The organism is Bifidobacterium commune (assembly GCF_900094885.1).
Classification (GTDB): Bacteria; Actinomycetota; Actinomycetes; order Actinomycetales; family Bifidobacteriaceae; genus Bifidobacterium; species Bifidobacterium commune.
On record NZ_FMBL01000001.1, the window covers coordinates 630,722 to 652,032 of the forward strand.

Annotated in this window: 15 protein-coding genes and 1 pseudogene; 1 reads left to right on the top strand and 15 read right to left on the bottom strand. The window is 53.9% G+C overall.

Features of this window, described 5'->3' with window-relative positions; all coding sequences use genetic code 11:
- Positions 1 to 50 precede the first annotated feature (50 nt).
- The 14 genes and pseudogenes from GA0061077_RS02510 to lepA form a co-directional block, all read right to left on the bottom strand.
- Positions 51 to 899, bottom strand: coding sequence for a methylenetetrahydrofolate reductase (locus GA0061077_RS02510; RefSeq protein WP_091847617.1), 849 nt, complete (start codon positions 897 to 899; stop codon positions 51 to 53).
- A 75-nt stretch (positions 900 to 974) separates the two neighbouring features.
- Positions 975 to 3,308 carry a 5-methyltetrahydropteroyltriglutamate--homocysteine S-methyltransferase gene (metE, locus tag GA0061077_RS02515; RefSeq protein ID WP_091847323.1) on the bottom strand — a complete coding sequence of 778 codons (2,334 nt, stop codon included), beginning with the start codon at positions 3,306 to 3,308 and terminating at the stop codon, positions 975 to 977.
- Positions 3,309 to 3,477: 169 nt separating this feature from the next.
- On the bottom strand, positions 3,478 to 4,548 hold the full coding sequence (locus GA0061077_RS02520; RefSeq protein WP_091847324.1) for a tRNA (adenine-N1)-methyltransferase: 1,071 nt from the start codon (positions 4,546 to 4,548) through the stop codon (positions 3,478 to 3,480).
- A 70-nt stretch (positions 4,549 to 4,618) separates the two neighbouring features.
- Positions 4,619 to 5,493 (bottom strand): annotated as a pseudogene (locus GA0061077_RS02525) (ABC transporter ATP-binding protein).
- Positions 5,494 to 5,616: 123 nt separating this feature from the next.
- Positions 5,617 to 5,790, bottom strand: a complete 174-nt coding sequence (locus GA0061077_RS06860; protein WP_159426902.1) for a hypothetical protein — start codon at positions 5,788 to 5,790, stop codon at positions 5,617 to 5,619.
- Positions 5,791 to 5,900: 110 nt separating this feature from the next.
- On the bottom strand, positions 5,901 to 7,124 hold the full coding sequence (gene glgA, locus GA0061077_RS02530) for a glycogen synthase (RefSeq protein WP_091847325.1): 1,224 nt from the start codon (positions 7,122 to 7,124) through the stop codon (positions 5,901 to 5,903).
- A 67-nt stretch (positions 7,125 to 7,191) separates the two neighbouring features.
- Positions 7,192 to 7,623: a hypothetical protein gene (locus GA0061077_RS02535; protein ID WP_091847326.1), complete on the bottom strand. Its 432-nt coding sequence runs from the start codon at positions 7,621 to 7,623 to the stop codon at positions 7,192 to 7,194.
- Positions 7,624 to 7,695: 72 nt separating this feature from the next.
- Entirely contained in the window at positions 7,696 to 9,237 is a 1,542-nt protein-coding gene (locus GA0061077_RS02540; protein WP_091847327.1) for a glutamate synthase subunit beta, read from the bottom strand.
- Complete coding sequence (gene gltB, locus GA0061077_RS02545) at positions 9,237 to 13,823, bottom strand: glutamate synthase large subunit (RefSeq protein ID WP_091847618.1); 4,587 nt, start codon at positions 13,821 to 13,823, stop codon at positions 9,237 to 9,239. The genes GA0061077_RS02540 and gltB overlap by 1 nt, the downstream gene beginning before the upstream one ends.
- 175 nt (positions 13,824 to 13,998) lie before the next feature.
- Complete coding sequence (gene hemW / locus GA0061077_RS02550) at positions 13,999 to 15,309, bottom strand: radical SAM family heme chaperone HemW (protein ID WP_091847328.1); 1,311 nt, start codon at positions 15,307 to 15,309, stop codon at positions 13,999 to 14,001.
- A 37-nt stretch (positions 15,310 to 15,346) separates the two neighbouring features.
- Positions 15,347 to 15,658 carry a hypothetical protein gene (locus tag GA0061077_RS02555; protein WP_091847329.1) on the bottom strand — a complete coding sequence of 104 codons (312 nt, stop codon included), beginning with the start codon at positions 15,656 to 15,658 and terminating at the stop codon, positions 15,347 to 15,349.
- 129 nt (positions 15,659 to 15,787) lie between these two features.
- Positions 15,788 to 16,120 (bottom strand): hypothetical protein, encoded by a 333-nt coding sequence (locus GA0061077_RS02560; RefSeq protein ID WP_091847330.1) that lies wholly within the window; start codon positions 16,118 to 16,120, stop codon positions 15,788 to 15,790.
- 964 nt (positions 16,121 to 17,084) lie between these two features.
- Positions 17,085 to 17,762, bottom strand: a complete 678-nt coding sequence (locus GA0061077_RS02565) for a nitroreductase family protein (protein WP_091847331.1) — start codon at positions 17,760 to 17,762, stop codon at positions 17,085 to 17,087.
- A 114-nt stretch (positions 17,763 to 17,876) separates the two neighbouring features.
- Entirely contained in the window at positions 17,877 to 19,769 is a 1,893-nt protein-coding gene (lepA, locus tag GA0061077_RS02570) for a translation elongation factor 4 (protein WP_091847332.1), read from the bottom strand.
- Positions 19,770 to 19,940: 171 nt separating this feature from the next.
- On the opposite strand from lepA, the gene rpsT reads away from it, so the two are divergent.
- On the top strand, positions 19,941 to 20,201 hold the full coding sequence (rpsT, locus tag GA0061077_RS02575) for a 30S ribosomal protein S20 (protein WP_091847333.1): 261 nt from the start codon (positions 19,941 to 19,943) through the stop codon (positions 20,199 to 20,201).
- Positions 20,202 to 20,445: 244 nt separating this feature from the next.
- Here the strand turns inward: rpsT and GA0061077_RS02580 are convergent, their stop codons facing one another.
- A complete protein-coding gene (locus GA0061077_RS02580) occupies positions 20,446 to 21,144 on the bottom strand; it encodes a trimeric intracellular cation channel family protein (protein ID WP_091847334.1) in 699 nt (232 codons plus the stop codon).
- Positions 21,145 to 21,311 lie beyond the last annotated feature (167 nt).

The window sequence follows — 21,311 nt, forward strand, 5'->3', positions numbered from 1 at the left end:
CTCCAATCTACAACAAAACCAGCCTTCACAAAGATTATCGGTCGAAAACACTAATTCACCGCAAACAGAGACTCCACGTTGGCCCAGATACGACGGGCCAGAACAGGACGGTTCATGGTATAAAGATGGATTCCGTCAACACCATGCGCCACCAGGTCAACGATCTGCTCGGAAGCATAGACGATGCCCGCTTGCAGAAGACTTGAAGGGTCATCACCCCAGCGCTCGACGATGGCACGCACTTCCGGACTGATCTTGCAGCCGTTGCGCGCGGTCATTGAATTGATGGATTTCGCACTGCGTGCCGGCATAATACCCGCCTCTATCGGCACATCGATGCCCTTGGAACGAACAAGGTCCAAAAAGCGGTAAAAGTCATCGTTGTTGTAAAACAACTGAGTAATCAGGTGCGTAACGCCGGCATCGACTTTTTTTGCCAAATTATCAACATCGACTTCTAGACATGAGGCTTCCAAATGACATTCGGGATAACAAGCGCCGAAAATCTTCATCTTCGGGTCAACCTCATGGATATATGCCGCCAAATCGCTGGAATGCTCGAAGACACCGCATGGTGCATGTCCTTCAACAGGGTCTCCGCGCAAGACCAGCACACCGCTCACCCCTGCCTGATGAAACATCCCAAGCGCCTCATCGATGATTTTCTTGTCACTATAAAGAGCCGTAAGATGCGCGACCACCGGAATCTGGTAATCATGACGGATAGTGTTGGCAATACGTGCTGTCAGACTGCGATCCTGCAGCGCACCGTGTCCGTATGTAACCGAGATGAAATCTGGATCCACGCCACCCAAACCATCGAGTGTATCATAAATGGTACCTACGGGCGTATGGCTTTTGGGTGGGAAAACTTCAAGCGAGAAAATGGGCGAATGCATGTCTTGGCTCCTGCGTTGCATCGTGTGGTCGACCATCAATCAGCGTCGGCCACACGACAACTGTTTCGGTAAAGGTCAGTGTTGCGATTCACCCGCACGTTCGGAACGAACGATTTGAGCAGCCTCCACCATGTGTTGAAGACTTGGCCACGTTTCCTCGTCACCTCGTGTTTTCAAGCCGCAATCCGGGTTAATCCACACCCGGCTAGCATCAGCCTTCTTGAGAATCTCGTGGATACGTCCTACCAATTCCTTCGTCGAAGGGATGCGCGGTGAGTGGATGTCATAGACACCAGGGCCCACCTCGGTTTCAAACCGTGCGTCGTGGATGGCATCAAGTACAACAAGATCTCCTCGTGACGCCTCAAAAGAGATGACGTCCGCATCCATGTCGTCGATGTCCTTGATGATGTCGTTGAACTCCGAATAACACATGTGCGTATGGATCTGCGTGGTCGGTCGGACAGCGGAATGCACAAGACGGAAGGCTGGAATGGCCCAATCGAGATACTTCTTGTGCCAGTCCGAACGACGAAGTGGCAGCTTCTCACGCAATGCAGCCTCGTCGATCTGAATTACCCTGATACCGGCGGCTTCCAGATCAAGCACTTCATCACGAATCGCCAGCGCCAACTGCTGCGTCTGCAACTCGTTGCTGATATCTTCGCGAGGCCAAGACCAATTGAGAATGGTCACCGGACCTGTCAACATGCCCTTGACGACATGTCCAGTGCGGCTTTGAGCATATCGGCTCCAGCGAACGGTGATCGGTTCTGCACGAGAGACGTCACCCCAAACGATGGGCGGCTTGACACAACGGGTGCCATATGACTGAACCCACGCGTTCTCGGTAAACAAATAGCCATTGAGGTGCTGTCCGAAATACTCGACCATATCGTTGCGCTCGAATTCGCCGTGCACCAGAACATCGAGCCCGATTTGTTCCTGACAGGAGATGACCTGATCAATTTGAGCGGCAATGAACACATCGTAGGTTTTCTCGTCGATCTCACCTTTGCGAGCTTTCGCTCGTGTGGCACGAATTTCGGTGGTCTGTGGGAAAGAACCAATAGTTGTTGTTGGCAATTCCGGTAGCCCCAACGCTTCGCACTGAAGCTCTCGCCGCTGCGGACGTGCCGGGTGACGGACGAAATCATCGGCCGCCAATGCCGCCAATCGAGCACTGACAGAACGGTCGGGCCTTACACGGCTGCCGTCAAACAAAGCTTGGTTTTCTGCCAAAACCGACGAATGCTTGCGGCTGTTATCGTCCTCATCGGCAAGCGTTGCCACGTCAACCAGCTCCCCGACCTTTTCAACCGCAAAGGAAAAATGTTTGAGAATGTCAGGTTCAAGCCCGTTTTCACCTTCCGTGCTGAACGGAACATGCAATAGCGAGGAAGCCGTGGACACGGCGACATTGTCGGCTTTGATCTTCAATGCATCAACAAGACCGAGGCTCTGCGCATAGTTATTGCGCCAGATGTTACGGCCGTTGATAACGCCCGCAAAAATCGTTGTGTTTTTCGCCACACCGTACTTCTCGACAGCCGCAAGATTCTCGTTTCGCCCTTCGATAAGATCAAGGCCAATACCGTCGAACCCAAGCAGATTGACAGTCTCATAAATATCGGCGATGTTGCCGAAATAGGTGTTGAGCAACACCTTCACACGGCTTCCACCAGACGAATCGGTACGTGCCGACAGGATGGCCGAATACAACGACTTGAACAGCTCGACATCGCCCTCGTCCTTGTCAAGCACCAGATACGGCTCGTCAAGCTGCACCCACTGCGCTCCAAGCTTGGCGAACTCCTGAACGATCTGCGCGTACACATCGGCAACGGCGTTGATAAGAACACCGTCGATTTCCAGCTCCTCAGCCTGGGGGTTGCGTGCAAGTTCAAGGAAGGTATAGGGCCCGATCAATACCGGCTTGGTCACGATACCCTGAGCCTTGGCTTCCTTGAATTCATCGAAAGGCTTGGTTGAATTCAGCTTGATCTCGGCCGGAAGATCAATTTCCGGAACAAGGTAGTGGTAATTCGTCGTGAACCACTTTTTCATCGGCAACGCCGTAACGTCACCTTCAGCTCCCTGATAGCCGCGTGCCATCGCAAACAGTGTATCCTCTGTGTTGGCGAATGAAAGGCGGCGATAACGGTTGGGAATGGCATTCAACATGATTGCCGTATCCAGCACCTGGTCGTAATAGCTGAAGTCATTGCTTGCAACAAGGTCGACACCCGAATCAGCCTGCAACTTCCAATGTTCGGCACGCAGCTGCTTGGCAGTGGCACGTACCTGGTCAAGGCTAGACTTGCCCTTCCAATAGGCTTCGATTACTTTTTTCAATTCTCTGTCGCGACCGATGCGCGGGAAACCCGAAACCGACGTAAGAGCTGACATTTTTCCTCCAGTGATTGGCGAACGCTCACAAATGTTGACGAACTTGATGAAATCCTATCAAAAAACGTCATTCTAAGGTCATCAAACCACTTAGGGTGTCGTTATAAACTGGGGTTATATGCCAACGCTTAACCGTTAATCAGGCTCACGGAACATGGGTCCGGACCAATCAGATATCTGCGCACGGTTCAATCTGATGCAATTGACCGCCGAGATCTTGAAGAACCTTACGCAACTTGCGATCGCTGATGTCCCGCAATTCGAGATCGGCAAGACGCAATTCGCGCTCTTCATCAGTGAGGGAATCAATGTCGGTGACGGTATCTTTTGTAGCCCGGTCTCGTTTGTGCAACGCCGTAAAGCCTGGCGCCATGGCACGTGCGACAATCAGGAAACCGGTATGTCCGATCATCTGGTGATCAGGGCGAACCGCAAGTCCCTGCGCCTTCCACTCCCGTTCCAAGGTCTCCCGTATTTCCGGTTCCGTCCAGCATCCGGCTTGACGAAGCGCCTCGCAGAAGCGCGACATCTGCGTTGTCGTCGTGACATAGGCGATTATCACACCGCCGGAGACGATAACTCGATAGGCCTGATCCAAACGATTCCATGGATCAAGCATGTCAAGCACGATGCGGTCGAAGAAATGTTCCGGCAAAGAGGCCGCAACAGTATCGAAGTCTCCCGTGAGCAGATTCCACCAGTTCGGCTGTTCGCCATAGTAAAGTGTGGCGTTGGCCTGTGCTATCTTGGCAAATTCCGTTCGCATCTCGATGGTCGTGAGCTGACCGGCATCCCCCACTGCATCAAGCAGGTTAAGACTCATCGCACCGCTGCCCGCACCGGATTCAAGAACATTCATGCCCGCACGAATATCACCCAATTGAATGACCTGGGCAATGTCTTTCGGATACATAATCTGCGCACCTCGGGGCATGGAAAGCACATAATCCGCCAACCGGGGGCGCATAACCGCAAATTCCCAGCCACCGATGGCACGGGCCGCCTTCCAAGGCTTGGGCTTGTCATGACCCGGCACGCCGGCATTCACCTGAATCTCACGCTTGGAAGTGACGGTGACAACAATGATTCCCTCGGTCTTCCCGATGATGTCGTCATGCAGAACGATGCCATGATCGGTTTGCGTGCAACCTCCGACAACAAGCTGGTCCGTTATCTTCTTGCCCCTTCGATCAGTAAGCTGAACCCTTTCCCCAGCCTGCAACATCCCAGTTTTCGGCATTCCTCTTTCACTCTTTCACTCTACAATGATGGCCTCGAACTATGGTCTCACATCATCCCGATGAGGCGTATCATGCGGCATCACCTTCGACAACAAAAGCCGTCCAACGCCCATGATCCATGGTCACTTTCAGCGATAAACCAAAGATTTTACCCAGGCGTTCAGCGGTGAATCCGTGTTGAAGGTCGCCTGAATACAAGATAGTGCCGGACTGCGGATCGGCACCGGTCACATTATCGGCGTGGGCGTCAGCCTCGTTGCCTGCCATGAGGCCCATAATGGCAACATGGTCAAATTCTTGGGGAATTTCCTCAAGCCTATGGGTCACCAGGATTACCGTTCGCGCGATGTCATGTCGACCGATGCCACTCAATGTCCGCAACACCAATTCCCTGCCGCCTAAATCAAGACCAGTCGTGGGCTCGTCAAGAATGAGCAGGTCGGGATCGTCCATCAGCGCACGGCAGATTAGCACTCGAGTGCGCTCGCCTTCGGAAAGCATGAACATCTGCTTGCCTTCAAGATAATCGATACGGAACGTTGCCATCAATACACGAGCTTTGTCGTAATCATCTTTTTTGAATCGTTCATGCCAACGACCTGTGGTCGAACTCAAAGCGGTCAGAACAACGTTCAGCGGATCCTCGTCAACCGGAAACGATCGAGACAACTGCGCAGAGACGAGCCCTATACGGTTTCTGTAGGAAAATACATTGACCTTGTCGAGCCGGTTGCCGAGAATGTCCACGGTGCCAGACGATGGAAACACCCGAGTCGCTATCATGGCCACAAGACTCGATTGCCTATGCCATTGGGGCCGAACAGCACCCAATTCTCACCGCATTTGATGTCGAGCTTCACGTCTTGCAAAATGACACGACAGTTCCTGTGAAATTGCACATGCGACAGTCTCAACGCTGCGGCAGCTTCGTTTATCCCCACCATCTCATTCCCTTCGTCGCAAAACCGTGTCACCACCATTCAAAGAATAACGAGGCTGCTTCACCTGTACTCTCCAACGCTCACATATCGGCAAGCGAACAAGGACAAGAACACCGCAATGTCACCTCAGGTCAGAAAACTCGCGACCACTAGGATTGCCGCAAAAAAGAGAAGAATCGAGGAAAAAATGATTTTGAGACGGCGGAAAAATTTGTTGTCTGAAAAACCGGCAGAAGCAAACGACGCAACGGCAAGGACGAGAATGACAGCAATACATCCGTAGAGCACATATTGGAACATGAGCCCTCCTTTCGACTGCAATCAAAACTGACGATTTACATCACAATCTCAACATGGGCGGTCGCCTCAACCAGTGCATACCGTCTAAAGCCAATATAACAAAACCGGGCTCAGTGCATGGCCTTACGATAGACTTCCATCGTTTCGTCCGCAATGCTCTCCCAGCTGAATTGATCACGTGCTCGCCGATATCCTACCTGTCCCATCTGCTTTGCCTGTTCCGGATCAGACATGAGTCGATCGATGGCATCGGCCATATCGTGCACGAATTGCTCGGGATTTGTCGGTGTCCCTGTGCCGTCATGTTCTTGGTCTACAGGCACAAGATAACCGGTCACCCCATCGACGACAACCTCGGGAATGCCTCCTGTGGCACTGGCAACCACCGGCAGACCACAGGCCATGGCCTCCAGATTGACGATACCAAGCGGCTCATAGATGCTCGGGCACACGAACGCATCGCTGCCATGCTCCAAAGCACCTAATTGCGGACGCGGCAACATTCCTTCAATCCAAATTACATTGCCTCTCTCCTCTTCGAGTCTGGCAAAATCAGCCCTAACGGCATCGCCGAATTCTTTGGTGTCCGGCGCACCCGCGCACAAAACCACCTGAATGTCTTTGTCGATGAAACGAAGCGCCTGCAAAAGATAAGACAAACCCTTTTGTCTGGTGACACGCCCAACAAAGAGCAACGTCGGTTTACTTCGATCGATATGATATCGTTCGAACACATCCCAAGCAGAATCATCAGGCTCCGGCAAGAGGAAATCACTGAGAGTGATGCCGTTGTGCACCACATCAACGTTGTCGGCGTCAACAGTCGGATAGGCTCTGAGGATATCGTTTTTCATGCCTTCTGAAACGGCAATAAGACGATCGGCGTGGGTGAACGCCTCGGCCTCCGCCCATGAACTCAGGTTGTAACCGCCTCCCAACTGTTCACGTTTCCATGGCCTGAACGGCTCAAGACTGTGCGCCGTAACCACCAACGGAATCTCATGCAGTCTTCCTGAAAGTCTCCCCGCAAGGCAGGTATACCACGTATGTGCATGAACAATATCACCGGAGACATCGTTGGCCATTTCAAGATTGATGCCAAATGTCTGCAACACCGTATTGCTGCGTGACATTTCGACAGGAGTCGTGTAACCGATGACGCGTAGTTCGCCACCAACGACCCGAGGCACCTCATCGAGATGCCTCGGACCATCAAAAGCATGAACGGTCACATCTGCACGCGTCGCCAAAGCCCTGGAAAGGGCGTCTACATGTACTCCGGCACCACCATAGACATGCGGCGGATACTCACGAGTCAGTAAATCAATCTTCATGTGCGTTCATCAACCTTGTTACGCAAATCAGCGTCAGCGGCCAACAAACCGGCGGCGCGGGCTTCAATCAAACAGCGGTACCGTTGTCGTCGAGATTCGGGTTATGACGATAATCTCCAGCCGTGAAGAACAAGCTCAGTACACCGACCACAAAAGTGGCACAAACCGCAATGATGACCCACATCGGGCGCTTCGGAATCCACATTAGAACGGCGAAAGCGATAGCCGAAGCAACGATCAACAGCCATGTGAGCACACGGAACCATTGGCGCAACGAGTGCGGAGGTCGCATCTGCTTATCATCATCCTTCTCGACTATGACAGTTTCGGCTCTGGGTTTCCACTCGACGTCACCACTCTCCGCGAGTCGACGACTGCGCTCCTGCAACGAATACTCGTCAACCAATCCGCCGCGTCCACGGTTGTTTGGTTGATTCGGCTGCGGAACTCCATTACGGCTCTGTCTGGCCTGTGCCCTACGTTCAGCACGATTCGGCATCTACATTCCTTTCGGCGTCAATTACTGTCGATATATACCAATTTTAGTCTAGCCCCTGCCAAGTCGCTACAATCAGATTCTGGGAAGCGCCATCGGTCGCTGTGTTGCCATAATCGGAGCGGGAAGCTCGGTGGTGCCGTTGAAGAAACAATCAACGGCTGATGCGCAGCTTCGACCTTCGGCAATCGCCCAAACAACAAGACTTTGACCGCGACCGGCATCACCGCACACAAAAACACCGTCCTGACTGGTCTCGAATTTGCGCCCTCGTGCAACATTACCACGCCCGTCAAGCTCAACAGGGAGCTGATCAAGCAGAGTGTCCGTGTCGGGATGAAGGAAACCGGTGGAAATGAGTACCAGGTCGGCGTCAATGATTCGTTCCGTGCCCGAAACGCGCTGGCGCACGCCGGTTTCGTCTGGGTGCACGTCAACCACCCTGACGCCTGTGACATGCCCCGTGTCACCGGCGACGAAACCGCAGGCCAATCCTGTGTCATCCAGATTGAATCGACCGTTCGCATTCACTTCATCGAGTCCGACGAAGCCCACAGTATCAGTGTTGTACTCATAGGTTCCGCCCTCTTCCATAGAAGTGGTCTGCTGATACAATCGAGCGTACGTCGGCCACGGCTGGTTGTCGGGACGCGCCGAAGGTTCCTTCGGATTGATCTGTAGGACGGTAACGCTTGTAGCACCCTGACGGATTGCGGTACCCAAGCAGTCCGATCCGGTGTCGCCACCGCCGATGACAACGACCTTCTTGCCTCTGGCATCGATGCCGTGAATCGGATCCTTGCCCTCGCATCTACGGTTGGCGTCCGGCAGGTACTCCATGGCGAAATGAATACCGTCAAGATCTCGACCAGGAACGGGGACATCGCGCGGCACACCTGAACCGATTGCCACAACCACGGCATCGTAACGCGAGCGCAACTCATCCCATGCAATATCCTTGCCGATTTCGGTATTAGTGCGGAACACCGTTCCTTCAGCTTCCATTTGTTCTACTCGACGATCGATCAGATGCTTGTCAAGCTTGAACGAGGGGATGCCGTAGCGCATGAGTCCGCCTATTTCCTCATCCCGTTCGTAGACGACGACAGTATGTCCGGCCCTAGTCAGTTGCTGTGCGCATGCAAGTCCGGCAGGCCCGGATCCCACAATGGCCACCGTCATGTCCGTTAGGCGTTGTGGCGGCATCGGACGCACATAGCCGTATTGCCAAGCTTGCTCAATTATCGTTTGCTCGTCGGCCTTGATCATGGTTGCAGGCTGGTGAATACCCAACACGCATGCCTGTTCGCAAGGTGCAGGGCAGATCAAACCGGTGACTTCCGGGAAGTTATTGGTCATGGAAAGGCGCTGATAGGCTTCCTCCCACTTCCCTTGGCGAACCAGATCATTGAAGTCGGGAATGATGTTGCCCAGCGGGCACCCTGTCATACAGAAAGGGGTGCCGCAGTCCATGCAGCGTGCGGCCTGTTCCTTGGTCCATGGTTGGAAACCGGACTGGGCATGAACATCCTTCCAGTCACGGATACGTTCACCAGCGGGACGGTTTGACGCCTCGTGACGAGTGCGCACTTTCAAAAATCCTTTGGGATCGCTCATCAGTCTACTCCTTCCATCACATGCTCATAGACTTGATCCCAAACACCGACGGCGTTGAAATCGACATCGTTTTCCTCTGCCTGTGCCATGGCCTTTGTCATTGCAACAAACTGCTTGGGCACGATATGAGTAAAGCGAGAACGAGACTCTTCCCAGTTGTCCAGCAATGCCTGGGCGTAAGCCGATCCAGTTTCCTCGGCATGTGTACGAACCAGTTGCTGCACCCGTTGCGACTCGGACTCATTCAACGACTCGAAGATCAGTGAGCCGGATTTAAGTGCCGAGGGGTTGACCTTGCTCATATCAAGGTCGAGCACATAGGCATGTCCACCTGAGAAGCCCGCACCGAAGTTACGGCCGGTCGGCCCTAGAACCGCAACGGTCCCACCGGTCATGTACTCGCAGCCATGGTCTCCCACGCCTTCGACGACGAATGTAGCACCGCCGTTGCGCACGGCGAATCGTTCGCCAGCCCTTCCGCCAACGTACATTTCACCACTGGTGGCGCCAAAGCCAGTAACGTTGCCGGCGATTACGTTGGTGTGTGGGTCGAAGTTCAACTGGCCACCGAAAGGACGAACGATTACACGACCGCCAGAAAGTCCCTTCGCTGCGTAGTCGTTGACCTCGCCAACAATGCGCAGGGTTTCACCTCGCGGAATGAACGCACCAATGGACTGTCCGCCGGAACCGCGCAAGGTCATGTCGATGGTGTCGTCCGGCAGCCCTTCGGCCCCATATCGCTTGGTGATTTCATAGCCGACCATGGTTCCCACGGTACGGTTTACGTTGCGAATCCGCAGGTCAATACGTACAGGTTCGCGGGTATCAAGTGCCGGCTTGACTAGTTCGATCAGCTCGTTGTCAAGCGCGCTTTCAAGCTCGTGGTTCTGTTTCTCGGTCTGATGCAGGATCGTTCCCGGCGTCGGGCCAGGCTGTGCGAGAATGTTGGTCAAATCAACACCGTTGGCCTTCCAAGTCTTTACCGCTTCATCCTGGTTGAGGCATTCAACATGGCCGACGGCTTCGTCGATCGAACGGAAACCAAGCTGCGCCAGAATCTCGCGCACCTCGCGGGCAATGAACATGAAGAAGTTGATTACATACTCCGGCTTGCCGTTGAAGCGTGCACGCAACTCAGGGTCCTGGGTGGCGATGCCCTGCGGGCATGTATTGAGATGGCAGGCGCGCATCATGACGCAGCCTTCAGCCATCAGCGCCGTAGTGGCAAACCCAAACTCTTCCGCACCCAGCAACGCCGCGATGACCACATCCCTACCCGTTTTGAGCTCGCCGTCGCATTGCACGACGACACGCGAGCGCAGCCCATTGAGAATCAGTGTCTGCTGCGTTTCGGAAAGTCCGATCTCCCAAGGCGTTCCAGCATGCTCGATGGCATTGAGCGGAGCTGCACCAGTACCGCCGTCGCAACCTGAAATAAGCACGACATCGGCATGACATTTCGCCACACCGGCTGCCACGGTGCCTACACCGAACTCGGAAACGAGCTTGACGTGGATACGTGCTTTGGGGTTGGCCATCTTCGCATCGTAAATCAGCTGCTTAAGATCCTCGATCGAATAGATATCGTGGTGCGGCGGCGGCGAAATGAGCTCGACACCGGGCGTTGCATGACGTACGGCGGCAATCCATGGTGGCACCTTGGCACCGGGAAGATGACCTCCCTCACCGGGCTTGGCCCCCTGTGCCAACTTGATCTGCAAATCGGTAGCGCTTACCAGATAGTCGCTGGTGACACCAAAACGAGCCGAAGCAATCTGCTTGATGCGGCTGGAACGCATGGGGTCGTTGATGCGGTCGTCGGACTCGCCGCCCTCTCCTGAGTTGGAGCGAGCACATATGGAATTCATCGCGATGGCGAGCGTTTCATGAGCTTCCTGCGAAATGGATCCGTAGCTCATCGCACCGGTCGAGAAACGCTTGACGATCTCAGTCTCCGGCTCCACCTCTTGAATGGGTATCGGCTTACGGTTGCCGGTGAACTTCATCAGTCCGCGAAGGGTCATCAGCCTGTTGGATGTGTCGTTGACGTGTGCGGAGTACTGCTTGAACAAGTCGTAGTCGCCGCGTTGAGTGGCTTGCTGCAGCAAGAATATTGATTCCGGATCGTTGAGGTGGTCCTCGCCCGTTCTTCTCCACTTGTACTGACCGCCGACGCTCAACCTGCTATGAGGCGTCGCCGTCCATTGATTCGGATAGGCAACGCGGTGACGGGTGGCCACTTCCTCGGCGATTTCATCGAGACCGATGCCGCCCACACGCGAGGTGGTGCCGGTGAAGTATTTGTCGATGACGTTCTGGTTCAGACCCACAACCTCAAAAAGCTGCGAACCTCGATAGCTCATGATGGTCGAGACGCCCATCTTGCTCATAATCTTGAGTACACCGATTGAGAGCGCCTTGCGCAGATTCTCCACGCCTACGCTAGCTTCCACATCAAGGAATCCTTCATGAGCTAGGTTCTCGACCGATTCGAAGGCGAGGTACGGATTGACGCAGGCGGCACCGTATGCGATCAGCAGTGCAACATGGTGAACCTCACGAACATCGCCCGCCTCGACCGCCATCGAAACCTGCGTCCGCTTGTGAGTGCGAAGAAGATGATGCTGAACCGCACTGGTGAGCAGCAACGAAGGAATTGGACCCCACGTGTGGTTGGAATCACGGTCGGAAAGCACGATGAAGTTCTTGCCGTCGGCGATGGCATGGTCGACTTCGTCGAAAATCTCCTCAAGACGAGTCTCCAAAGCCTTGCCGCCTCCGGCGACTTGATAGAGACCATGAACGATGAACGGCTTGTAATAGCCGTCGAGCACCTTGGCACGGTCAAGACGTTTCAGCTGCGCCATCTCATCAGAATCAATGATCGGGTCGCGAATGACGACCTTTTTGGCGGACAGTTCGATATCTTCAAGCAGGTTGGGCTCCGGGCCGATCGTCGAGGTGAGCGAAGTGACGATTTCCTCGCGCTCCCAATCCAAAGGCGGGTTGGTGACCTGTGCGAACTTCTGGGTGAAGTAGTCGAACAACATGCGGCTGCGATGCGACAGCACGGACTGAGGCGCATCGTTGCCCATGGCGCCGAGCGGTTCCTTGCCGGTATTGGCCATCGGTGTCAGAAGAATCTTCAAATCTTCGAGCGTGTAGCCGAAAGCTCGCTGTCGACGGACGACAGAAACATTGGAATGGCGAACATGCTCGCGTGTCGGCAACTCGTTCAGGCTTACGGTGTTGCCCTCGATCCACTGACGGTAGGGATGCTGCGTCGCAAGTTGGTGTTTGATTTCCGTGTCTGGAACGATGCGACCGGCTGCGGTGTCGATGAGGAACATCTTGCCCGGTTCAAGCCTGCCTTTGGAGACGATGCGCTCCTGGGCGACTTCGGGCAGTACACCCGCTTCGCTCGCCAGAACAACATAGCCGTCGTCGGTAACCTGCCAGCGGCCCGGACGAAAACCGTTGCGGTCGAGCTGTGCGCCCACCAGGGTGCCGTCGGTGAACACGATGTCGGCAGGACCGTCCCAAGGCTCGATCAGCGAATTGTTGTACTCGTAGAAGGCTCGCACATCCGAATCCAGCGAATCGTCCTTCTCCCAAGCGGGCGGAAGCATCATGAGCACTGCATGTGGAAGGCTTCGACCCGCAAGGTGAAGTAGTTCCAGACATTCGTCAAAGGTACCCGAATCGGAGTATCCGGGGGTGGCTATAGGCAGCAGGGGCACAAGTTCACCAAGCAAATCACTGCTCAGCTTGCCTTCTCTAGCGGAAAGCCAGTTTCGGTTGCCTTGAATGGTGTTGATTTCGCCGTTGTGGGCGATAAGTCGGAACGGCTGGGCCAGCGGCCAGCTGGGGAACGTGTTGGTTGAGAAACGCGAGTGGACGATTGCCACCGTGGTCTTCATCTCAGGCGAGGTGAGGTCAGGGAAGAAACCGGTAAGCTGCATGGTGGTGAGCATGCCCTTGTAGGTGATGGTACGCGCTGAAAGCGATGCGAAATACACTCCTGCCTCATGCTCGGCACGTTTGCGAACTCGAAACACCTTACGGTCCAGTTCCAGCCCATTGATAGCATCCTGCGTCTCTGCGTCCGATGCGGCGATGACGAGCATTTCGAACGCCGGCATCGAGGCCAGTGCCTGAAGCCCTAGACCGTCTGGGTTGGTCGGCACGGTGCGCCATGCCAGAACGTCGAGACCTTCCTGAGCAACGATATCGGCGACCTGTCGCTTCTGTTCGCTGGTGACCGCCTGATCACGATCCAGGAATGCGATACCGGCGGCATACCCTCCAGCTTCAGGCAGTTGCGCGTCGATAACGCTTCGCATGAACTCGTCAGGCATCGCCATCAGGATTCCGGCTCCGTCACCAGTGTTTTCCTCGGATCCCACGGCACCACGATGGTTGAGATTGATGAGCGTCTCGATGGCGTCATCGACAATCTTGCGTTCCGGCTTTCTGTTCAACGTGGTGACCATGCCTACACCGCACGCATCATGTTCGGACGCGGGGTCATACAACCCCTGAGCCGAATGAATCGTCAAATCGAGCGGACTTTTATGCGCCACCACAATCACCTCTAGCTTCCAAGTACCGATAACCTTAGCTGCAAATGCTCTCATAGAGTAGCGGCATGTGATGTCGGGAATGTATCAAGATTCGATTTCGGGTAAAAATTTCCACATAGTGGACATAAATTATTGGGATGTTGAGTTGACAGGATAAGTTTTCGATCTTTTCCGATTACCAACCGCAGATTCGAAGGACCTGTTCAATGACCGTATCATTAAGCAAACGCCCCCGCAACGTTGGAACAATACGGTCACCGTCCCTGATTTCGATCAGGCCCGAGAGTTCCATTTCATGAAGTTTCGCGCGGTCAACCGTATGCCCGGAAGCCTGTTCGATTCGCGAAACATCAATCCCTTCGCGAACGCGCAATCCAAGCATAACCGTCTCTTCGAGATTCTCTGCATGCGTGACGGCCTCGCTACCCTGCCACGGCATGTCGCCCGCATGTATCGACTCGGCCCATTTGCGAGGATGTGCGATATCCCAGGACCGCACCCCAAATTGCCCGGCGTCACGCTCATCGGCATCAACTGCGTTCGGCTTTGGCCCCCGATTGATCTCAGAACCATCGGTTTTACGGAATCCGTCATCATCAATACCGCAAGTTTCAGCGTCGACATGATCATGCCACGCACCGACGTTTGAGGTCCGATAATGCGAATGTGCTCCCGGACCTATACCGGCCCAATCGACGTTGCGCCAGTATCCAAGATTATGACGGCTTTCATAACCGGGACGCGCCCAATTCGAAATCTCATACCATTGCAGACCTGCCCGCATGAACAGCTTATCGGCAATTTCATATTTTGTTGCTTCATCGTCGTCATCCGGTTTAGCGATGACGCCAGTCTTGATTTGCCGTCCCATTTTTGTGGTCGGTTCAACGGTCAGCGCGTATGCCGAAATGTGATTGACATCCAATTCGATCGCGGTTTCAACGGATGTGCGCCAGTCGTCAACGCTTTCGCCCGGTGCACCGTAAATCAGATCGACACTGGAACGCAGACCCACGTTGTTCGCAGCCTCCACGCCTGCGGTGACATTGGCAGGCGTATGCGTGCGGTCGAGCGTTTTGAGCACATGTGGCACAGCGGATTGCATACCGAATGAAATACGCGTAAAACCGGCATCCGCCAAGGTCTGCAAGTATTGCTCGTCGACCGTATCGGGATTGGCTTCGGTTGTGATCTCCGCTCCATCCTCTATACCCCAAATTTCCTTGACAGCATGCAGGATTCGTCCGAGATCGTCAGCGGACAGCAACGTCGGAGTGCCTCCCCCGAAAAACACCGTAGAGGCGGCGGGCTCACTGATTCCATGCCGTTCCTGCCAGTTCCTCGCCAAACACATCTCATTAATGGCGAGGTTGGCATAATTGCCGCGCGATGCGCCACCGCCCAAATCACTCGCCGTATAGGTGTTGAAATCGCAATATCCGCACCGACGGTAGCAGAACGGCACATGGACATAAACCTCGAACATAGCCCACAACCCTACCGGCAACCCATGCCAGCCGAAATCAGGATCTGTTTGACACGGCACCTCTTTTGAGCACAGTGACATTCAATCCAACACAGACGAGGGTAATTGCAAACAATGCAACGATACCAGCGGATATGCCCCCGCCTCCGAGATTCAACGAACTATCGGCATAGGTACCGATGCTCATGGCTCGATCGACGGCGTCCACATACCATCGGCCGCAGAGCATCTTGCCGATGGTCGCGACAGGACCGGTCATCACCGAAGCGCCAAAAGACCAAGCTCCTGAGGTAAACGCTATGACCAGAACCACAACGTTGTCGATGCCATTGACCGTGCTTGAGGACACGGCGAGGCGACCGGGATAAACCCTATGGAAATCGCGAAGGACACGTAGGCCGCGAGCGAACCTGTCGCCAACAGCACCGGTCTCAACGTAAGGTCGGCCAATGAATATTACGCGACGTTGCCAGAAAATCTAAGTGCCATACTCCGGCAGCGGGCTTATGGTCACACGGCCTTCGATTTCCATTTTAGTCAGCAAATCGGTACGTCTATCGGCTTCGGGCACATCCTGAGCATATCTGGAGATGACGTTTCTGATGCTTTCGTTGAGCGAAGACCGAACCGAATCCTCGTGTTCTCCTCTCGTGTACAGAAATTCCAGAGTTACCGAGCCGTCGTACAAGTTGACAGAATCGAAAATCGTTTTGAAGTACATGTAATCCGTATCCCCATGCCATGTACGAATATCCAGATGAGACCAAGCGGCTTCCCGTCTCCCGGGGTCAAGAATATCGTGGTATGACATAGGCTCACGCTATTCGAGCTCGCGGAAGCTCTTGGTAAGGGATATCGCTCGTCACGAATGGGATCGGCGTATGCCGTATTTACACCTTCACCGCCTTCACCCATCTGTGCACGGCTGATAAGGTTGATTCCCAGAATCGGAGCGTCGCGTGTTCCATGAATGTTGCGCATTTCAGAGACATTCAACGCGGCCAAATCAAATGGTTGCATGTAATTGTGAAAGAAAGAATGCTACGCTCTCAAGACACTGCGCTTCCAAGGAATCAGCATCTCCGAGCATCGCAGCACCGTAGTAGGCTGCACGCTTACGTTATTCCGGATCACTTTGCTTTTCAGCAAGATAATTTCCGAAAACACGCTCGAACATATAGAGCTCGTTCTTCAGTATCTGCCGAACCTGAGTAAAAGTTGCATGTCCGACGAACGGGTCCGGCAGTTCTTTCTCGCAATTGTCGAACAAGCCTGGAAGCCCTCTTGTACTGAGCGAAACGGTTCGGCCACCTGGGTCCGCATCTCAGAAGGTGTCCGTTTTCCCGATCCAACTTCGTAGCGCCATACTACAGGATGATCGACATACGAATAACATAAATCAGTAACGACCATACCGATAAACGTTTCGATGTCGCACCAAGGAACCGACCGATCCCTGCGTTCGACCCACGCTACACCGTGCCCGCGCAGGTTCCCGCGACAAACATGATCAGCGAGAAACACCAGATCCCAGATGGTCAGACCCTTTAGCCCTCGGGCCATATCGGCCGCTTGCCATCAGTTTTACTTTACATCCGACGTTTCGGAATAACGCCTCCTGAAAAAAACGTCATACTGCGAGCTGAGCCCGCACGCCAGATCGAACCTATTATCTAACACCACTAACTGCCCGCTCATTGTGCTCCCTTAGACATCAAATCCACGCCATTTTCACGTCATTCCAGTCGCCTTGAACATGCCAGGCACCACTCACCTCAAGCCCAACCAAAACCAGCTTCGGGACCTGCGCCTATTTCAAAATGGTATTTGGCGATACCTAAATCGGTATAACCGCAGGTACTGGGGCCGGGCTTGGCTTCAACCGTGCGGCCATCCGATTGCAGAACAAAAGTGAAGCTTTGCTGCCCCAAAGAAGTCGGTGCCAATAAAGCAACTTCCACACCGTTCCGGAACCAGTCCGGAGCACTCATCCCTTCCGGCACAGACGCGACCTGATCGTAATCTCTGGAGCGATGCGGGTGTCCATGGCCTACGCCGTAGCCCAGAACTATGGCGAACCTCAACGGTTCGTCGCTTTCCGACTCGCCCTTGGCAAGCGGCTGATCAACTTGACGGATCCAAGCGGTATCAAGTCCCAGCTGGGTCGCCTTCAACAAAACCTGCGCCCCGTAATAACCACAACGCTCATCGGTGTCCGGAGTGCCATCCGAAACGATGATGACCAGATTACGAGCGTTCTTGTATACGCCGTATGCCGTGGAATAGTCGTCGAATGCTGCAGGATCATTGAGCTTCAGCTCCATGTGCAGACCGCCGTCTGTGTTGCATTGGAGGATGATTTCTTCAAGCTCATCGGCAACATTCTGCGCAATCGGTTCTTCCGTATAACGCCTCACCGCATGTCGTACACGAGTCGCCTCACTGAGTTTCATGGATCCAATTCCTTCAATCTCCGCTTACGTTACAGCACTTTTCGACACCTTACACATTGCAGATGTCTTATGAAGACCAAAGCACCATCCCGCGAATCGCATGAAGTGAACCATCTACTTGACGGCTTTTTCCGCGGCGCGAATCTTGTTTTTGGTGTCAATGTCTATCGAAGCGTTGGGACCGGCTTCTCCAGTGGAGAGCGCAGCAACGAAGGCCTCCTGCGGCACCTCGACATGGCCAAGCATCTTCATACGCTTCTTTCCGGCTTTCTGCTTCTCGAGCAGCTTGCGTTTACGGGTGATGTCACCTCCGTAGCACTTGGCGAGCACATCCTTGCGCAGCGCACGGATGGTCTCACGCGCGATGACACGGGAACCGATGGCCGCCTGAATCGGGATCTCGAACTGCTGTCGAGGAATGAGCTTCTGCAGCTTCTTGGTCATCATTACGCCGTAGCCGTATGACTTGTCACGGTGAACGATTGCACTGAACGCATCGACTTTCTCTCCCTGGATGAGGATGTCGACCTTCACCAGATCGGCGCTCTGTTCGCCGTCTTCGTGATAGTCAAGTGATGCGTAGCCTTTGGTGCGGCTCTTGAGCTGGTCGAAGAAGTCAAAGACGATTTCGGCCAACGGTATGCGATAGTGCATCTCAACGCGCTCGGTGCTCAGGTATTCCATGGTGCCCATCTCACCGCGATGGTCCTGGCACAGTTCCATAACCGAACCGATGAATTCCTTGGGGGCGATGATGTCTGCGGCAACCATCGGCTCCACAATCTGCTTGATTTTTCCATCGGGAAACTCACTCGGGTTGGTGACCTCATGCAGGGTGCCGTCCTCGGACGTCACCTTATAAGTAACGTTCGGAGCAGTGGAAATAAGGTCGAGACCGAATTCACGGCTGAGTCGCTCGACTACAATCTCCATGTGCAGAAGCCCGAGGAACCCGCACCGGAAGCCGAAACCCAAAGCCACTGAGGTCTCCGGTTCGTAGGTAAGTGCAGCGTCGTTGAGCTTGAGTTTGTCAAGAGCATCGCGCAGTTCCGGGAACTGGGCGTTGTCGATAGGGAAAATACCCGCATAGACCATCGGATGCGGGTCGCGGTAGCCAGGCAACGGTTCCTTCGCCGGATGAGCCGCGGCGGTGATGGTGTCGCCCACCTTGGACTGGCTCACGTCTTTTGCACCGGTAATGATGTAACCGACCTCACCGGCACCGAGCGCTTTGGTCGGAACCATATCGGGGCTGATCACACCTATCTCGATGGGCTCATGCGTCATACCTATGCCCATCATGTGTACCTTTTCACGACGGTTCAGTTCGCCGTCAACCATACGGATGTAAGTAACGATGCCGCGATAGGAGTCATAGACGGAATCGAAGATCAGCGCTCGCGCAGGAGCTTCCTTCTTTCCTGTTGGTGCTGGAATCTCAAGGACGATCTGATCGAGCAGGTCTTTGACACCCTCACCCGTTTTGCCAGACACACGCAGCACGTCCGAAGGCTTGCAACCCAACAGATTGGCGATTTCGTCGGCATGCTTGCCCGGTTCTGCGCTGGGTAGGTCGATTTTGTTCAGTACAGGAATGATGGTCAGATCGTTGTCAATCGCCATGTAAAGGTTCGAAAGGGTCTGCGCCTCAATCCCCTGTGTGGCATCAACCAGAAGAACAGCACCCTCACATGCGGCCAAGGCACGAGAGACCTCGTAGGTGAAATCGACATGGCCCGGTGTATCAATCATACCGAGCGTGTATTCACGACCTTCGAAAGTCCACGGCACTCGCACAGCCTGCGATTTGATGGTGATGCCCCGTTCCTGCTCGATGTCCATGCGATCGAGGAAGCGATCGCGCATCTCACGCTGCGGAACAATGCTGGAAAGTTGAAGAATACGGTCAGCGACGGTCGACTTGCCGTGATCGATATGCGCAATGATGCAGAAATTACGAATCAGCGATTGATCGGTGAATCCCGGTTTGTTGTTCGCCTCAGTCACTGAACGTCACTCCTTACACGCAAGCATTCCTGTAACACGGACCAATCGTCCGCATACTTTCTCCGAATACCCCTTATTCTACCGACCGAGGTGGGCAAGTAGTAAATATCGTCGTTAAGTGCTATTCTTACTCTTTGTATGTCCTTATAGAAAACGTTGTTTGGAGAAATTGTGGCAAACATTAAGTCGCAGAAGAAGCGCGTGCTGACCAATGAAAAGGCGCACAAGCGTAACGTGTCGGTGAAGTCCAGTCTCAAGACTGCGATTCGCAAGACTCGTGAAGCCATCGAGTCCGGTGACAAGGCTGCAGCAGAGGCAGCCTACAAGATCGCCGGTCAGAAGCTCGACAAGGCTGCAAGCGCAGGCGTGATTCACAAGAATCAGGCCGCGAACCGCAAGTCCAACCTCGCAGTTGCCATCAACAAGATGTGAGAACGGCTTGAAGGCCAACAGCCTTTAGTTAGTAAGTCCGGTGGTTGCAAACAGATGCTACGTTTGCAACCACCGGACTTTTCTTATTGCTCAGACAGTTCCGGCGAACCACTACGATTAGAGGATGCCAATCCCACTACATCAATAGACAGGCTTGCGCGATTAACTTCGCAAGACCGGAGCCCAGCAGCATCTCAACCTGCCTGCCAACACCAACAGATTTAACGGAAAACAGCACAGAAACTCATTGTTCTTCGGAGTTCTTCTTGCCACTGGGCAACAATACCCGATCGCGCCGTACCGCACCGGGAACCTGCCAATTGAAATGCACGGAAAGCACACGCAAAGCCACAACACAAACCACGATAAGGACCTCGAATCCAACTTCCCACTGAAACGAGATACGGCCAGATTGAAAGGCTCGGGTAACAAAAACAGTCAACACGCTGCCAAAAATGGCCGGAAGAACATACCAACGGCGATCATTAATAACGGCAGGCACCTCATTAAGCAGCATGTCTCGGATGAGGCCTCCACCGATGGCCGTAATCAACCCCATGAACACGGCAGTCATCCCAGAAGTGTTGTAGATAAGGGCTTTCTGCGTGCCGTTGACCGAATACAGACCAAGCGCCAAGGCATCAAGGATGATCATGGACCAACCCAGACGATCGACTTCTGGATAAATCACAGCCACGGTGGCACTCGCCAGCAGTGTTGTGATGACAAGACCTTTGTCCGACACGCCCACCGGTGGGAAGATACCCAAGAACACATCACGAATGATACCGCCTCCCAGACCAGTGAGCCAGACGGTAATCATGATGGCGATGAAATCATACTTCTTCTTGACGGCACAAAGGCCTCCCAGCAATCCGCAGCAGAACGTCGCAACATATTCAATAGCCCAGAAAAAGATATTGCTTTCCAATGCCAGTCGCATTCCGTACATCCTTCAAGATATTGCATAAACCGTAAGCGAATATACCAGAGATGAAGCCTCTCAAAGCACGTGACAAGCAAAACGGATTGTGAATCGACGTTCCAGACAACAGAACCGACAAATGCGGTTGCCTAATGTATCGAACGTGGACGGATAAGAAAATAATC

Coding starts and splice junctions, on each gene's coding strand:
- GA0061077_RS06860 (WP_159426902.1), bottom strand. CDS start 5,790: ATGTTCCAATATGTGCTCTACGGATGTATTGCTGTCATTCTCGTCCTT.
- GA0061077_RS02510 (WP_091847617.1), bottom strand. CDS start 899: ATGCATTCGCCCATTTTCTCGCTTGAAGTTTTCCCACCCAAAAGCCAT.
- GA0061077_RS02565 (WP_091847331.1), bottom strand. CDS start 17,762: ATGAAACTCAGTGAGGCGACTCGTGTACGACATGCGGTGAGGCGTTAT.
- GA0061077_RS02535 (WP_091847326.1), bottom strand. CDS start 7,623: ATGCCGAATCGTGCTGAACGTAGGGCACAGGCCAGACAGAGCCGTAAT.
- glgA (WP_091847325.1), bottom strand. CDS start 7,124: ATGAAGATTGATTTACTGACTCGTGAGTATCCGCCGCATGTCTATGGT.
- GA0061077_RS02560 (WP_091847330.1), bottom strand. CDS start 16,120: ATGTCATACCACGATATTCTTGACCCCGGGAGACGGGAAGCCGCTTGG.
- GA0061077_RS02520 (WP_091847324.1), bottom strand. CDS start 4,548: ATGCCGAAAACTGGGATGTTGCAGGCTGGGGAAAGGGTTCAGCTTACT.
- GA0061077_RS02580 (WP_091847334.1), bottom strand. CDS start 21,144: ATGCGACTGGCATTGGAAAGCAATATCTTTTTCTGGGCTATTGAATAT.
- hemW (WP_091847328.1), bottom strand. CDS start 15,309: ATGTTCGAGGTTTATGTCCATGTGCCGTTCTGCTACCGTCGGTGCGGA.
- metE (WP_091847323.1), bottom strand. CDS start 3,308: ATGTCAGCTCTTACGTCGGTTTCGGGTTTCCCGCGCATCGGTCGCGAC.
- GA0061077_RS02540 (WP_091847327.1), bottom strand. CDS start 9,237: ATGAGCGATCCCAAAGGATTTTTGAAAGTGCGCACTCGTCACGAGGCG.